We start from the raw sequence: 13,874 nt of genomic DNA, 5'->3' as shown, positions 1-13,874 counted from the left end.
AAAACTGTTGTCCACAGTATAGGCAAGGGGAAAGGAATTTATTCCATCTGACAAAGATTATGGCAGTGCTTCCTCAAAAAAAGCCAAGGGCGGCGGCGCCCCGGCTTTTTTATTTAATATTTTTCGGATCAAGCGCATCACGAAGCCCGTCTCCGACAAAGTTAAAACACAAAACGGTGAGTAAAATCATCAATCCAGGAAACAGCGGATACCACCACGCCTGAATCATGATCGTAAAGTTCTGCGCGTCTTGAAGCATGTTGCCCCAGCTTGCCATCGGCGGCTGAACGCCGAAGCCGAGATAGCTTAAGGCAGATTCCGCGAGGATCACCGTCCCGACAGACAGCGTTGCCGCCACGATGATCGGTCCCATCGCATTCGGCAGAATATGCGAAAAAATAATCTTGTGGCTTCTTGTGCCGATCGTTTTCGCGGCTAATACGAATTCCCGCGACCTCAAAGATAAAAACTCGCTTCGCACGAGCCGTGCCGTTGTCGTCCACCTTGTCAAAGCGAAAATTAAAATCAGCTTGTCAACGCCGGGCTGGAAAATGGTGACGAGTGTAATCAAAAGGAAAATGTCGGGTATGGATAACACGATATCAACCAACCGCATCATGATGGCGTCGATCATTCCGCCGAAATAGCCGGCAACAGCTCCGATCACAGTTCCGATCGTGATCGAGCCGAGTACTGAAGCGAAACCGACAAGCAAAGAAACACGTGCGCCATACAGCAGCCGGCTGAAAATATCGCGGCCGAATTTGTCCGTCCCCATCAGATGCTCAGCGCTGGGAGGCTTTAATTTATTGAGCAGGTTTTGCTGTTCAGGCGGATACGGAGCGATCACCGGTGCAAAAATGGCTGACAGTATAATGATAGATAATAGGATGCCTCCGATGACCGCCAGCTTATTTTTGAAAAACTTCTCAAAAAAGATTTTTGTCATTGTTTCGGGCTTTGGCCCGATATTTTCCTGCAGTGTGATCTCCGGCGAAGGTGTCGATGGATTTGGCTGTGTCATGAATAATCTCCCTCCTTCATTAATACTCAATCCGCGGATCGACCATCGCATAGAGAATATCCGCAATTAAATTCCCAATGACAACAAGAGTCGCAGAGATGACGGTCATGGCCATAATAACGGGATAGTCCCTTTGAAAAGCGGAATCGACAAACAGTTTTCCAAGCCCAGGCCAGCTGAAGATCTGTTCGGTCACGACAGCCCCGCCGATAAAAGAAGGAATCATCAATCCGAAAATCGTAATGACCGGCAGCAGGCCGTTTCGAAGGCCATGCTTGTACACAACCCGATTTTCTTTAAAACCCTTCGCCCGCGCCGTCCGCATGTAATCCTGTCTGAGCACATCAAGCATGCTTGACCTCGTATAACGCGTGAGCCCCGCCATATCCGCGGTGGCAAGTACAAAAGCAGGCAAAATCAAGTGATGGATGCGGTCCCATAAACTAAAACCGGCATTGAGCGTCATCACCCCGCCGGTTGGAAACCAGCCTAAATTGACCGCAAGAAACATGATCAGAATCAATCCCAGCCAAAAATTCGGAACGGCAAGGCCGATAAACGAGGTAAACGTGATGCCGTAGTCCAATTTTGAATAAGGCCGCCTTGCCGAAAGCACCCCGAGCGGAATCGATATAAGAAGCGCCAATATGGTTGAAACGAGCATCAATAAGAGCGTGTTCGGCAGTCTTGCAACAATCAGGTCGGTCACCGGTGTTCCTTTTCTGACGATTGACGTTCCGAAGTCACCCTGAACCATATTGCCGAGCCACTTTAAATATTGAATATGCTCGGGTTCATTCAATCCGTATTTTTCAATGAATTTTTCGCGGTCTCCCGCACTGATGGTCGGGTCCATCATCAATGCCATTGGATCTCCCGGTGCGGCTTTCATAATCGCAAATGACAAAATGGTAATGCCAAATAAAATCGGAATAGACATGAGCGTCCTGCGAATGATATATGTAATCATTTTTTTATCCCCTTTTTTATCAAATTCTTAAGAATGAAGGGGAAGGAAGCTCAAGTTGAAAACTTCCCTCCCCTCAAGGGAATTTCCTTTATTTTTGATCTAACCACCAGTTTTCGGCTTTGTAAAAGTCCTCTTTCGGATGGAATACGTAGCCTTTCATATTGGTCGGCATCGCTCTGTGGTAATTCGTATAATACAGGAACGTATACGGCTGATCTTCCGCCAATATTTCATAGATGTCTTCATAGGCCTTTTTATAATCTTCCCGATCTTTCAGTGTTTTTGCTTTGTCCAATAATTTATCGAGCTCTTTATTTTGATACCATACATAGTTAAGCCCTTTTTCCGCTTCTTTTGAGTGGAAAATGTTGCTCTGATCAGGGAACGTAGCCAGGCTCCAACCCATGATCATCGCATCAAAATCCCAATTCGGCGGGTTCATCTGTTCGATTAAAGCGCTCCATTCGACGATTTGCGGTTTCGCCTCAATGCCGACTTCTTTTAATTGCTGCTGAACGACGACAGCCAGATCTTCTCTCGTTTTATTGCCTTGGTTTGTTTTGATCACGAAAGAGAATTTCTTGCCGTCTTTGTCTAAAATGCCGTCACCGTCTGTGTCATCCCATCCGGCTTCCTTCAGCATTTTCTTCGCTTTTTCAGGATCATGGCTGAACGTTTTGATGTCATCCTTGTTTTCCGGGTAGTTCCATGACAGCGGGCTCTCTGGAATGTTTGCGATTTCGCCGTCCCCGTCAAGAACCTGGTCAACCATGGCCTGGCGATCAAGCGCATATGTCAGCGCCTGTCGCACCTTTTTGTCTTTGAAGAGCTCATTCCTTTCATTCCAGCCGATGTACGTATAGTTCAAGCCCAAATCTGTTTCCATTTTCACATTGTTAAATTTCTCCGCTGTTTTGTTATCCGGACCAGGCGTAACGACTAAATAATCAATATCTCCGGCTTGAAGCTGTGACATCGCCGCATTTGAATCCGGAATGATTTTATACGTAATCGAATCCAAGCGGGCGCGTTCTGCGAAATAATCGTCAAACGCCTCCACTTTGACGTATTGTCCTTCTTTCCACTCTTTAAACTTAAACGGTCCGGTTCCGATCGGATTTTTGCGGTTGAATTCGTGTTCACCGAGCTCGCTGATCGGAACGTCCTTTAAAATATGCTTCGGCAGGATGCCGTAGCTTGTAAGCGTGACATTATAAAAGTAAGGATCGGGATTCTTCAATTTAAATTCCACTTCATATTTGCTTTTTTTCGTGACGGATTCAATGACTTCAAAGTTTGAGCCGCGCTCTCCGACATAGTCGTCGCTCATCGGAATGCTGTACGTAAACACAACGTCATCAGCGGTCATTTCTTCGCCGTCATGAAACTTGACGCCTTCTTTGAGCTTCACGTTGAATGTCTTGCCGTCCTCAGACTCTTTCACATCTTCGGCGAGCTGATTTTCCACTTCAAGCTTTTCATTGACATCCAAAAGGGTATTGTAGATGAGCCTTTCAATATCTGAACTTGCCGTATCTGTTGAATACAGCGAGTTAAACAGTGTCGGCTCACCTGTGGAACCGGCGATCAAATCCCCGCCTTGCTGCGGCTTCCCGTCGGATTTGCTTTCTTTTTCGTCCCCTCCGACTTCACCGCTGTTACAGGCCGTAAGAAAAATCGATAAGATCAGCAGCAAGCTTAAAATTGAAAATCCCGTTTTGCGAATGTTCATTTTTACGAATTCCCCCTTATTAAACTGTTGTCCTTCTTTCTGCCTAATTGACCCCCGTTTTTTAAGAAGACATTCCCCCTCTCAAGGATTTAATATGTGACGGCCTCACCCTTTATTCGTAAAGGTGGCATGCCACAAAATGGTTTGTTTCCACTTCCCTGAAAGCTGGCGCTTTTTCCCCGCATATCGCTTTTGCGGCCGGACACCTCGTATGGAAGACACAGCCTTTCGGAGGATTGGCAGGGTTCGGCAGCTCTCCTTTCAAAACGATCCTTTCCCGTTTTGCCCGGCCTTTTTTTCTTGTGACAGGGACAGCGGAAAGCAGCGCCTGTGTATATGGATGAAGCGGATTGTCATACAGCTCATGCTTATCTGTCAGCTCCATCATTTTGCCGAGATACATGACGCCCACTCTGTCGCTGATATGGCGGACGACACTCAAATCATGGGAGATAAACAGATACGTCAGATTAAATTCTTCCTGAAGCTCTTCCATCAAATTGATGACTTGAGCCTGAATCGAAACATCCAATGCAGAAACCGGTTCATCGGCGATGATCAGCTCAGGATTCAGGGCAAGCGCACGGGCGATGCCGATCCGCTGGCGCTGTCCTCCGGAAAATTCATGAGGATAGCGGTTGGCAAAGGACGGATGCAGTCCGACCCTTTCCAAAAGTTCTTCGGCTTTTTCATTTCTCTCTTTGAAATTGTACATATGGTGTGTGGTGAAGGGCTCTTTGATGATGGAACGCAAAGTTTTTCTCGGATTCAGTGAGGCAAACGGGTCTTGAAAAACCATTTGGATATTTTTGCGGACGGTTTTTCTCAAAGCTTCTTCCGGCAAATCGGAAATATCCCGGCCTTTGAAAAGAATTTGTCCTGACGTCGGCTTATACAGTCTGATCATCGTCCGGCCTGCAGTTGATTTTCCGCAGCCCGATTCTCCGACGATTCCGAGCGTTTCGCCGCGCTTTAATGAAAAGCTGAGGCCGTCAACCGCTTTGACATCGCCGATCTTTTTCTGAAAAATCCCTGAACGGATCGGAAAGTATTTTTTGACCTCTTTCAGCTCCAGAAGGGGCCCGTCATGGTTGATCTGCTGTGCAGATTGTAATTGTTCTGCTGATGATGCCATCGCTTTACTCCCCCTCCTTATATAAGAAACATCTGACAGACCGGCCGTCCGGCAATGTTTTAAGGCTCGGCTGCGACCCCCAGCATTTATCGATTGCGCTCGGACATCTCGGAGCAAAACGGCAGCCCGCCGGAAGATTGTCAGGCGTGGGCACGTTTCCTTTAATGGCAGTTAATGTTTCAATCGAGCCGTCTATTACCGGAATGGAATTCAGCAGTCCTTTTGTGTACGGATGCAGGGGTTCATCAAATAGTTCATCTACTGCCGCGTTTTCAACAACTTGTCCGCAATACATGACGATCACGCGGTCTGCGATTTCAGACACTACGCCAAGATCATGGGTAATGAGAAGAATCGATGTATCCAATTTGTCGCACAAGTCTTTCATCAGCTCTAATACTTGGGCTTGAATCGTAACATCAAGCGCTGTCGTCGGTTCATCGGCGATGAGCAGCTTCGGATTGCAGCTGAGGGCGATCGCGATCATCACCCTTTGTCTCATGCCGCCTGACAAACGGTGCGGGAAGTCCTTCATCAGCTGTTCAGCTCTTGAAAAGCCGACAAGCTTCAGCAGCTCGACCGCTTTCTTTCCGGCTTCTTTTTTCGAAAGCTTTTTATGATAGATCAATACCTCTGTGATTTGTTCGCCGATCGTTAAAACCGGATTGAGCGATGTCATCGGCTCCTGAAAAATCATAGAGATATCATTTCCGCGGATCTTGCATAAATCTTGTTCCTTGTATGTAACGAGGTCCCGGCCTTCCAGTTTAATAGAACCATTGATGATCCTGCCGCCGGAGCCCTCGACAAGTCCCATGATCGAGAGGGATGTGATGCTTTTTCCCGATCCTGATTCTCCTACCAATGCAACGGTCTCTCCTTTTTTAATCGAAAAATCAACTCCGTCAACTGCAGGTATCGGCTGTTTTTTTCTGAAAAAATAAGTTTTTAGATCATTGATTTCCAGCAATGCGCTCATCCAGATTCCCCTTCCATAGACCAGAAGTTAAATATTATTAAAGAATCATATAATAAGACTGAATTATCTTAAAATTTTATAGTTGTATATTATTACATAATCATTACAAAAGCAAGGAATTTTTAGATTTACTGTAATAATATTAATTTAATACCATAATTTTAATGTTTTAAAGCACTGGCTCTATAAAGGCTTCTGATGGAAGGGATATGACATCGGAAACTTTTAATTTTTTTTTCGACAAATATTTTTTCACAATATTGTAACCGACAGCATATCCGAGCATATCTGGATAATAACCTTTTCCGAATAAAATATTGGAGAATAGTCTTCCTTCGTGTCGTTTCAGCTCGAAATGCGGCTTGATCAGGCGGTTCTGAAAATGGTCGAGCTGTTTTTCTGAATAAATTGACGTCCATCCGGCGATTTCTGACTCTCCGAAACGTTCATAAACAGCATTTTCTGCAAGTCCTTCGAGTATGATTGTATCAAGAAGCGTCATATCTTTTTCCTCTTTCGGCATATTTTCTAACCGGCAAACATGATTATATTCATGCGTCATGATGGCAGAAATGGCAGCTTGAGAAATATGGGAGGAAAGAAATAAGAACAGTTTATCTTGGAAAGCAAGGCCTGATTTAGATCCGAAATCGACGCGAATTCTCCGGTTTCTTTCATTGACGGGAAAAACGATAATCGGAACGTCGGGGCCGTTCCATCTTTTTCGCAGCAGCCGCTCTTCCCGTTTTACATGATGAAATATCCCCTTTTTTTTGAGCTCTTTCATCGTACGCCGGCCTTCCGCCCAAGAACGAAACATGCCGTGGGCTTGCAGATGGCTGACGAGAGACATGATATCCGCTTTTAGCGCTTCCTTAAAATACGGAAGAAGACAGCTGGATAACTCCTGCATTGATGATGCTTTTTCCAGCCACTCATATGTCTTTTCGACGCTCATCTCAGATCACTCCTTTTCATTCACCTGTATGATATGCAGGCGCAAAAAAACGGCTACCAACTATGTGGCAGCCGCTTTCAAAGAGCTATTCGTATTTTTTAAAGATCAGTGTTGCATTGTGCCCGCCGAAACCAAGCGAATTGCTGAGCACAACATTTACGTCCTGACGGCGTGCTTGATCGGGAACATAATCCAAATCACAATCTTCATCAGGCGTTTCAATATTGATTGTCGGAGGTATGATTCCTTCTTTAATGGCGAGCACTGAGAAAATCGCTTCGATTCCTCCCGCAGCGCCGAGCAGATGGCCTGTCATCGATTTTGTCGAGCTGACGGCAAGCTTGTACGCGTGCTCTCCAAAAACTTCTTTAATGGCGATCGTTTCAAATTTATCGTTGTACGGCGTACTTGTTCCGTGCGCATTGATATAATCTACCGCTTCAGGAGCCAGACCCGAATCTTTAATTGCCTCTTTCATGGCTCTGACGCCGCCTTCTCCGTTTGGCGCAGGCGCGGTGATATGATATGCATCTCCGGTTGAACCGTAGCCGACCACTTCCGCATAAATGTGGGCGCCCCTGTTTAATGCATGCTCAAGTTCCTCAAGAACAACGATTCCCGCACCTTCTCCCATGACGAAGCCATCGCGGTTTTTGTCAAATGGACGGCTTGCCGTTTTCGGATCTGGATTGGTAGAGAGCGCTTTATTGGCGGAAAAGCCTGCGAATGACATTCTTGTCAGCGGTGCTTCCGTTCCGCCCGAGATCATCACATCAGCGTCGCCGCGCTGGATCACTTTGAAAGCATCTCCAATGGAATTCGTACCTGTCGCGCACGCCGTAACCGTACATGAGTTGACGCCTTTTGCACCGAGTGCGATTGAAATTTGGCCTGTTGCCATATCAGGAATCATCATCGGTACAAAAAACGGGCTGACCCGTCTCGGCCCTTTTGTTAAAAATGTTTCAAACTGCTGTTCAAGCGTTTCAAGGCCGCCGATGCCGGAACCGACCCAGACGCCGACTCTGTCGGCAATTTTATCGTTGATGTCAAGCTTGGCGTCTTCGACAGCCATTTTTGCTGACACCACGGCATATTGCGTGAACCGGTCCATTTTTCTTGCTTCTTTTTTATCCATGTAATCTTCTATTTTAAAATCTTTCAATTCTGCGGCCACTTTGGCAGGATACTCATCCGCATTTACCCGTGTAATCGGCCCGACGCCGGAAACTCCGTCAACCGCATTGTTCCAGCTCGTCTTGACGTCATTACCAAGAGGTGATAAAGCTCCTAATCCGGTAATGACTACTCTTTTACTATTCATAAGTTGCACCTCACCTTTCTTCTAGCGGCCCCAGCGCATGGCAATGGCTCCCCATGTCAAGCCTCCGCCGAAACCGACCATAACAATGACGTCACCGTCTTTAATTTTACCAGCTTCCAGCTCTTCCACAAGTGAAATCGGAATCGAAGCAGCTGATGTGTTTCCATATTTATGAACCGTTTTAGACATTTTTTCAATCGGAAGCTCTAAACGTTCGCGCGCCGCCTCCATGATCCGGATGTTGGCCTGATGGGGCACCAAAAAGTCGACATCCTCTTTTAACAAACCCGCTTTTTCAATGACGTTTACACTGGATTCTCCCATTTGGCGGACGGCAAATTTGAACACTTCTCTGCCATGCATGATTGTATGATCTTTTTCATCCAAGTACAAGTGCTTTCCGCCTCTACCGTCTGCACCAAGCTCAAAAGAAAGAATGCCTTTGTCGTCGCTGACAGGCCCGACAACCGCTGCTCCCGCTCCGTCTCCGAATAAAACGGCCGTGTTGCGGTCATCCCAGTCCGTAATGCTTGAGAGCTTTTCGACCCCGATGACAAGCACATGCTTATATGTTTCGGCCTCAATAAACTGTTTTCCAGTGACAAGGCCGTACATAAAACCGGCGCAGGCTGCACTGATATCCATCGCACACGCGTTGAATGCGCCGAGCTTTTCTTGAATCATGCAGGACACTGTCGGAAATGCCTGATCAGGAGTAACGGTGGCGACGAGAATCATATCAAGATCTTCCGCCTCAATGCGTGCATCTTCCATCGCTTTTTTTGCGGCGGCGACAGCCATATCAGACGTCATTTCGTCTTCGGCTGCGATTCTTCTTTCTTCTATTCCTGTTCTTGTACGAATCCACTCGTCAGAAGTTTCAACCATTTTTTCCAAGTCGAAATTAGTCAGCACTTTTTCAGGGATATACCGGCCAATTCCAATAATTCCAGCTTTCATAGGAAAGACTCCTTTATTCATGATTTTTTCCAACTAATGTTATGAGTAATTATTAGTATCTGGTACTAATCCTACCCTATTTTTTTTCTGTTGGCAATATATCCGTCTAATCTATTAGACCAAGACCTTCATATAGTAGTGGTATATAGAGTAAAGGAGGCTTTGAAGGATGGCGAATGACGATTTTTTCACGAAGATGATGTTCGGCACAAATGTGCCAAACAGCCGTGAAGAACAGGATGACGCGACACAGGATGGCGTGACAGCTGATGAAGAAGCTGAATCCGCACAGCATGATTACATGCATGTCATGAACCAGGTCGGACAAATTATGGATTCGATTGATGAGCTGAAACCGTTTTTTAAAGAAATCGGATCAGTGGTCAGCGCTATAAAAAATAAGATCTCCATGTGAAAAGCCACTTCCCATAAAAAGTGGCTTTTCACCCATGTGTTTTTTAGTCTGTTTTAAGCGTCTGACCCAGCATCTGCTTTCCCGAGTTCATATGCTTCCGCCATGACTTTTGTAAATAAATCCATAAACGGCTGAAGCATCTCCGGTGAAAGCTCAATTCCCGCCTTCTCCATTTCTTCTTTCGCTTCTGGAATGTATTTCATGGCAATTTGTAAAAATTCCATTGATTTTTCGTGCATCTGAATCACCTCATTATTCATTTGGCAGTTTGTTTGTGTTTTTGTATTGTTCGATCAGCCCTTTGATCTCTTCTTGAAATGATGGATCGACGACCGGGCTGAACGCGCCCATTTCTATGACGCCCTCCTGCATGTCGAAGGTTCGCTGGCCTCCTTTAAGCGCTCCTCTATTAAATTCGTCGGCGGTGAGTTCGTAAGCCTCGTCAACATGCTGGATGGTGCTTGTCAAAACGACGTTTTCCCCCAACTCCGACTGGTCGCTTACATAGCCTATGGCGTACAAACCGTCTTTTTTGATTTGTTCAATGACAGGGACATTATACCCGTCTCCGGCGGGATACACAACATCCGCGCCGGTCTTTTTCATTTTTTCATACAGTTCCACGGCTTTTTCAGCATCATCCCACTGTCCTACATACTCTGTGATAACCTCGATGTTCGGATCAACGTATTGCGCGCCTTCAATGAATCCTTTCACTTCAGGCTGCCACTTTTGCGTCGCAAGCACGCCGATTTTCTTTGACTTTGATTCGTGGGCGGCCGTCATTCCGCCGAAAAACCCCATCGCTTTTCCTTCAAGGGAGATGCTTGTCACATTGTCATGCTCAGCCTTGCTGTTCATTAAGACAAAATGAATATCGGGATAGTCCTTGCATATGTCATTAAATATTTTTTCATATTCGCTTCCATGTCCATAGATTAAATTGACGCCTTTTTTACGAAAATCCTCCACAGCCATTTTGATTGCTGCTTCATTGTCAATCCCTTCTTTATAGTAGACATCGACATTGAAAACAGACTGTATTCTTAATAAGCCTTTATATCCTTTCGTTCCCCATACTTGATCACTTATTGTATCAGGGACAAGCAACCCGACTTTTTCAATTTTCCCTGTCAGCGGCGATGATCCGCAGCCGCCCAGAACAAAGAGAATCAAAAAAATCACGCCAAGCCTGTACACCATGCCATGTTCAACTCCCTTTCAAAACAAACAAGCAAATCTAATCTATCTTTATTGTATCCTTTCAAGTGCAAATAAGGAAGATCTTTCTTATTTTTTGTCGAAAAATGTAGACATTTGTCTTTTCCATTCCTCAATTATGGCATCCGCCTCTTCTGCTGTCGTTTGCTGTTTGAACTGCAACCCCGAAGGATCGTTTTGAGCTGTGTAAACGGCGAGCTGAGCTGCTATGTCATCCACAAAAAAACACGATTCCCTTTGTACACCGTCATCTTCCCGGACGTCCCACGGACCGTACATGTCCGGGAGAACGATGATGTCCGCGCCTTTTTGTTCAAAACGCTCTCTTAAATCCTCTACCATTTGATGCTCATAGACAAATAGAAAAACAGGCTTGTTTTGAATCAAGTCATCGAGCTCTTCATCAAGCATGCAGCCTGTATATTGGATAAAAACCTTATCATACTCGGTTTCAGGCTCTTTTTCAATCATGCGGAAATGTTGGTTTCTCACCAGCCACATCAGCCGCTCTTCAAGGTAAAGCCGTTTGGTTTCATCACTCGGATCATCTAATTTGACCCCAATGTCTACGCCCTCTTCAAGAAGACATTCGCAAAATGAAAGGCCGAAGAATTCATCTGCTCCATACACCAGCGCGGATTTCATGTGCCAGACCACCTTTCGATTCAGCTGTTCTGCCAAGTAAAAACAGCCCTGATCAAAAACGGGCTGCTATCATTCTATTCTCTATAATACTTTTTCATGCCTTTTGAAAAAATGAGCGATCGCTGAATAGATGCGCTGCGGATGATCAAATAAGTGCAGGGTCAGCCCCACTTGATAATCGCCTTTTTTCTGACGCTCCTCAAACGTTTTTGCATGGATCATATACGGATATGAAGAACCGTTCAGCCTTTGCCAAATATGGACAGGCACAAGATTGTGATAAGGGGATATGCTTTTGAACGGGTAATCGGCGGCCTCTCGTTCAGAAATACCGTAGCTGTCTGCAATCTCTTTAATAAACTGCTTATAAAAAAATTTATTGTCTTTTTCCCTTTGATGTTGAGCCTGAAGATCGAGGCAAGGATTAAGCATCGCTGCAGAACGTATTTGATCCGGAATCGAGCGGAGAAGTTCATCAGCTACGAGAGCGCCTGTTCCCTCTGCCAGCAGATGAATTTTTTCATTTAAAATCTCCTGCCTGAACACATAGTGAATCAGCTGCTTCGCGTAATGAACCGCTTTTTCTGAGCCCCAGTGCCTGCCGAATAAATTGCTGTTCACAAGCGTGTAGCCCTGGTTTCTTAAACTTGTCAGAAGCTGATTTCTGCCGTGATGCTGCATCCAAAAGCTCGATTCTTCCCCGACGAAATGGTTGCGGTCGCCGAAAATAAAAACCGCAAAACCGTTTGGTCTGTATGGAAGATGAATCACGTTCCATTCTGAGCCGACTTTGAAAAAACGTTCAGTTATTTTCATCGCTTGCCTGCCTCCTTCCTGCCGTAATCTGCTCATTATTTTATGTAGAGAACGGATCAAACGAATAAGGAAAAGTCCCAGTCGCAAGATGAAAATGAATTTTTAATAAATCTCCCATTCTGATATTTCTGAAAAAAAGTGTTGAAAGCCTTATCTTGTTCACTAAAATGCCCTTTCTCGTTTACTTTATGTGTGGTATGATAAGTTTTAGAATTGAATGCGAAGGACGAGGTGTGAAACGTGCGTTTTGTCATGACTTTTATTTGGACATTTGTTTTGACGCAAATGGCCTGCTACATTGTCGGCGCCATGAACGGTGCTGCATATGACTTTCAGACCAGTTCAATTATGGGCGTGATCATCACTGTAGCCGTTATTGTTCTTGGAGAAATTATGCCTGTTAAACAGGATGCGAGTCAACATTAAAAACCCTGCTTTAAAGCGGGGTTTTTGTTTTCTCGAACTTTGATGTACAGCCGTCCAAAAAAGGACGGCTGTTTTTTAAGGCTTTCTTTTATATGTCCAAAGTCGGTTATGGTTGGAGTTCTCAGGGAAAAATTCACCGGCTGACAATTTGATTTGCTGCGGATTTTTCACCATGCTCCCTGTTTCTCCGATTTCAACATATACACCATTGTTAGGCGCTTTTTGGCCCGGGCGGAATTGATGCTGCTGTCCCATATGTTTCACCCCTTTTTAGAGATTAGATTGCCCTGTTCCGGAGAAAAACATGTTTATTTTATCTTTACATTCATTTGTTTTATGTAGTTTAATGTAAAAAGCGCTTGAATATTGAAACTAACCGCCTTTTCTTACCGTCTGTTAAAAGGGCGTCAGATTCACTTTAGAAACGGAGGAGAAAAATGGATTTTTTAATGATGATAAAGTATATCCTTTTGGGGCTGCTGCAGGGGTTTACCGAACCGATCCCAGTCTCATCAAGCGGACACCTCGTGCTGGCACAGCATTTTTTAGGCTTGGAAATTGAAGGGTTCAGCTTTGAACTTTTGATGAATGCAGGCTCTTTGATTGCCGTTTTGCTCGTTTATAAAAATGATATCATTCGACTGGCAACAAACGGATTGTCCTATGTGGCGGCAAAAAATGAAAAAGGAAAAGCCGATTTCAGATTTATCGTTTATTTGATCATTGCAACGATTCCCGCAGGTGTCGTCGGCGTTTTATTTGACGACGAAATTTCCGCTTTCTTCAAAGACGGTGTGCGGATCACCGCTGTCACACTGCTGATCACAGGTTTGGCATTGTTTTTGATTCGAAATCTGCGCGGACGGAAAAACGATGGGGAAATGAGATTGAAAGACGCCGTGATCATCGGACTTTCGCAAATGATTGCACTCGTACCCGGCATCAGCCGTTCAGGAGCGACGATTGTACCGGCCATGGCGCTCGGACTCAAATCAGATACTGCGCTGCGCTTTTCATTTTTATTGTACATACCAATCAGTCTGGGCGGAACCATTTTAAGCATTACCGACATTTTTCAAGATCCGCGTTTATCAGAGCTTTTCCTTCCTTATTTGTTTGCGTTCATCGCATCCATTATTGCCACATATTTTTCATTGCGCTGGTTCATGAATATTATGGCGAAAGGGAATTTGATTTATTTCTCAATCTACTGCTTTATCATCGGTATCGCGGTATTCATCTTCGCATAAATAAAACTGCTGATCTTTT

General features: G+C 45.0%; 16 protein-coding genes. 3 read left to right on the top strand and 13 right to left on the bottom strand.

Annotated features, from left to right (window positions below; genetic code table 11):
- Positions 1 to 109: 109 nt before the first annotated feature.
- The 8 genes from opp4C to RBH91_RS06620 all read right to left on the bottom strand — a co-directional run bounded on the left by opp4C (position 110) and on the right by RBH91_RS06620 (position 9,082).
- Complete coding sequence (gene opp4C, locus RBH91_RS06655) at positions 110 to 1,024, bottom strand: oligopeptide ABC transporter permease (protein ID WP_076760293.1); 915 nt, start codon at positions 1,022 to 1,024, stop codon at positions 110 to 112.
- A gap of 19 nt (positions 1,025 to 1,043) precedes the next feature.
- Positions 1,044 to 1,994 (bottom strand): ABC transporter permease, encoded by a 951-nt coding sequence (locus tag RBH91_RS06650; protein ID WP_076760294.1) that lies wholly within the window; start codon positions 1,992 to 1,994, stop codon positions 1,044 to 1,046.
- A gap of 88 nt (positions 1,995 to 2,082) precedes the next feature.
- The gene (locus RBH91_RS06645) at positions 2,083 to 3,726 is read right to left on the bottom strand and encodes a peptide-binding protein (RefSeq protein WP_307893897.1); all 1,644 of its coding nucleotides are present in this window, start codon (positions 3,724 to 3,726) and stop codon (positions 2,083 to 2,085) included.
- 112 nt (positions 3,727 to 3,838) lie between these two features.
- The gene (locus tag RBH91_RS06640; protein ID WP_307893896.1) at positions 3,839 to 4,861 is read right to left on the bottom strand and encodes an ABC transporter ATP-binding protein; all 1,023 of its coding nucleotides are present in this window, start codon (positions 4,859 to 4,861) and stop codon (positions 3,839 to 3,841) included.
- A 4-nt stretch (positions 4,862 to 4,865) separates the two neighbouring features.
- Positions 4,866 to 5,840, bottom strand: a complete 975-nt coding sequence (locus RBH91_RS06635) for an ABC transporter ATP-binding protein (RefSeq protein ID WP_307893894.1) — start codon at positions 5,838 to 5,840, stop codon at positions 4,866 to 4,868.
- A gap of 169 nt (positions 5,841 to 6,009) precedes the next feature.
- Positions 6,010 to 6,798, bottom strand: a complete 789-nt coding sequence (locus RBH91_RS06630; protein ID WP_307893893.1) for a DUF2268 domain-containing putative Zn-dependent protease — start codon at positions 6,796 to 6,798, stop codon at positions 6,010 to 6,012.
- Between the two features lie 85 nt (positions 6,799 to 6,883).
- Positions 6,884 to 8,122, bottom strand: a complete 1,239-nt coding sequence (gene fabF / locus RBH91_RS06625) for a beta-ketoacyl-ACP synthase II (protein WP_076760299.1) — start codon at positions 8,120 to 8,122, stop codon at positions 6,884 to 6,886.
- Between the two features lie 21 nt (positions 8,123 to 8,143).
- On the bottom strand, positions 8,144 to 9,082 hold the full coding sequence (locus RBH91_RS06620) for a beta-ketoacyl-ACP synthase III (RefSeq protein WP_076760300.1): 939 nt from the start codon (positions 9,080 to 9,082) through the stop codon (positions 8,144 to 8,146).
- Between the two features lie 169 nt (positions 9,083 to 9,251).
- Here RBH91_RS06620 and RBH91_RS06615 point away from each other — a divergent pair, with 169 nt between their 5' ends.
- Positions 9,252 to 9,497 (top strand): hypothetical protein, encoded by a 246-nt coding sequence (locus tag RBH91_RS06615; RefSeq protein ID WP_307893892.1) that lies wholly within the window; start codon positions 9,252 to 9,254, stop codon positions 9,495 to 9,497.
- Positions 9,498 to 9,550: 53 nt separating this feature from the next.
- On the opposite strand, the gene RBH91_RS06610 is transcribed toward RBH91_RS06615, so the two are convergent.
- From RBH91_RS06610 to RBH91_RS06595, 4 genes are all read right to left on the bottom strand, one after another.
- A complete protein-coding gene (locus RBH91_RS06610; RefSeq protein ID WP_076760302.1) occupies positions 9,551 to 9,736 on the bottom strand; it encodes a ComZ family protein in 186 nt (61 codons plus the stop codon).
- A 13-nt stretch (positions 9,737 to 9,749) separates the two neighbouring features.
- Entirely contained in the window at positions 9,750 to 10,700 is a 951-nt protein-coding gene (locus RBH91_RS06605; protein ID WP_307893891.1) for a BMP family ABC transporter substrate-binding protein, read from the bottom strand.
- Positions 10,701 to 10,787: 87 nt separating this feature from the next.
- Positions 10,788 to 11,363 (bottom strand): hypothetical protein, encoded by a 576-nt coding sequence (locus RBH91_RS06600; RefSeq protein ID WP_307893890.1) that lies wholly within the window; start codon positions 11,361 to 11,363, stop codon positions 10,788 to 10,790.
- An 81-nt stretch (positions 11,364 to 11,444) separates the two neighbouring features.
- Positions 11,445 to 12,179, bottom strand: coding sequence for a hypothetical protein (locus RBH91_RS06595; protein WP_076760305.1), 735 nt, complete (start codon positions 12,177 to 12,179; stop codon positions 11,445 to 11,447).
- 240 nt (positions 12,180 to 12,419) lie between these two features.
- Here RBH91_RS06595 and RBH91_RS06590 point away from each other — a divergent pair, with 240 nt between their 5' ends.
- Positions 12,420 to 12,605 (top strand): YjzD family protein, encoded by a 186-nt coding sequence (locus RBH91_RS06590; RefSeq protein WP_076760306.1) that lies wholly within the window; start codon positions 12,420 to 12,422, stop codon positions 12,603 to 12,605.
- A gap of 75 nt (positions 12,606 to 12,680) precedes the next feature.
- Here the strand turns inward: RBH91_RS06590 and RBH91_RS06585 are convergent, their stop codons facing one another.
- Complete coding sequence (locus tag RBH91_RS06585) at positions 12,681 to 12,860, bottom strand: YjzC family protein (RefSeq protein ID WP_076760307.1); 180 nt, start codon at positions 12,858 to 12,860, stop codon at positions 12,681 to 12,683.
- Positions 12,861 to 13,042: 182 nt separating this feature from the next.
- Between RBH91_RS06585 and RBH91_RS06580 the strand changes: the two genes are divergently transcribed.
- Positions 13,043 to 13,855, top strand: coding sequence for an undecaprenyl-diphosphate phosphatase (locus RBH91_RS06580; RefSeq protein WP_076760308.1), 813 nt, complete (start codon positions 13,043 to 13,045; stop codon positions 13,853 to 13,855).
- Positions 13,856 to 13,874: the final 19 nt, after the last annotated feature.

The organism is Bacillus swezeyi, from assembly GCF_030908325.1.
GTDB classification, from domain to species: domain Bacteria; phylum Bacillota; class Bacilli; order Bacillales; family Bacillaceae; genus Bacillus; species Bacillus swezeyi.
This window is presented reverse-complemented; position numbering and strand designations above follow the sequence as displayed.

Bases quoted from the DNA above. Each gene is read 5' to 3' on its own strand.
- opp4C (WP_076760293.1), bottom strand. From the start codon at position 1,024: ATGACACAGCCAAATCCATCGACACCTTCGCCGGAGATCACACTGCAG.
- RBH91_RS06650 (WP_076760294.1), bottom strand. From the start codon at position 1,994: ATGATTACATATATCATTCGCAGGACGCTCATGTCTATTCCGATTTTA.
- RBH91_RS06645 (WP_307893897.1), bottom strand. From the start codon at position 3,726: ATGAACATTCGCAAAACGGGATTTTCAATTTTAAGCTTGCTGCTGATC.
- RBH91_RS06640 (WP_307893896.1), bottom strand. From the start codon at position 4,861: ATGGCATCATCAGCAGAACAATTACAATCTGCACAGCAGATCAACCAT.
- RBH91_RS06635 (WP_307893894.1), bottom strand. From the start codon at position 5,840: ATGAGCGCATTGCTGGAAATCAATGATCTAAAAACTTATTTTTTCAGA.
- RBH91_RS06630 (WP_307893893.1), bottom strand. From the start codon at position 6,798: ATGAGCGTCGAAAAGACATATGAGTGGCTGGAAAAAGCATCATCAATG.
- fabF (WP_076760299.1), bottom strand. From the start codon at position 8,122: ATGAATAGTAAAAGAGTAGTCATTACCGGATTAGGAGCTTTATCACCT.
- RBH91_RS06620 (WP_076760300.1), bottom strand. From the start codon at position 9,082: ATGAAAGCTGGAATTATTGGAATTGGCCGGTATATCCCTGAAAAAGTG.
- RBH91_RS06615 (WP_307893892.1), top strand. From the start codon at position 9,252: ATGGCGAATGACGATTTTTTCACGAAGATGATGTTCGGCACAAATGTG.
- RBH91_RS06610 (WP_076760302.1), bottom strand. From the start codon at position 9,736: ATGCACGAAAAATCAATGGAATTTTTACAAATTGCCATGAAATACATT.
- RBH91_RS06605 (WP_307893891.1), bottom strand. From the start codon at position 10,700: ATGGTGTACAGGCTTGGCGTGATTTTTTTGATTCTCTTTGTTCTGGGC.
- RBH91_RS06600 (WP_307893890.1), bottom strand. From the start codon at position 11,363: ATGAAATCCGCGCTGGTGTATGGAGCAGATGAATTCTTCGGCCTTTCA.
- RBH91_RS06595 (WP_076760305.1), bottom strand. From the start codon at position 12,179: ATGAAAATAACTGAACGTTTTTTCAAAGTCGGCTCAGAATGGAACGTG.
- RBH91_RS06585 (WP_076760307.1), bottom strand. From the start codon at position 12,860: ATGGGACAGCAGCATCAATTCCGCCCGGGCCAAAAAGCGCCTAACAAT.
- RBH91_RS06580 (WP_076760308.1), top strand. From the start codon at position 13,043: ATGGATTTTTTAATGATGATAAAGTATATCCTTTTGGGGCTGCTGCAG.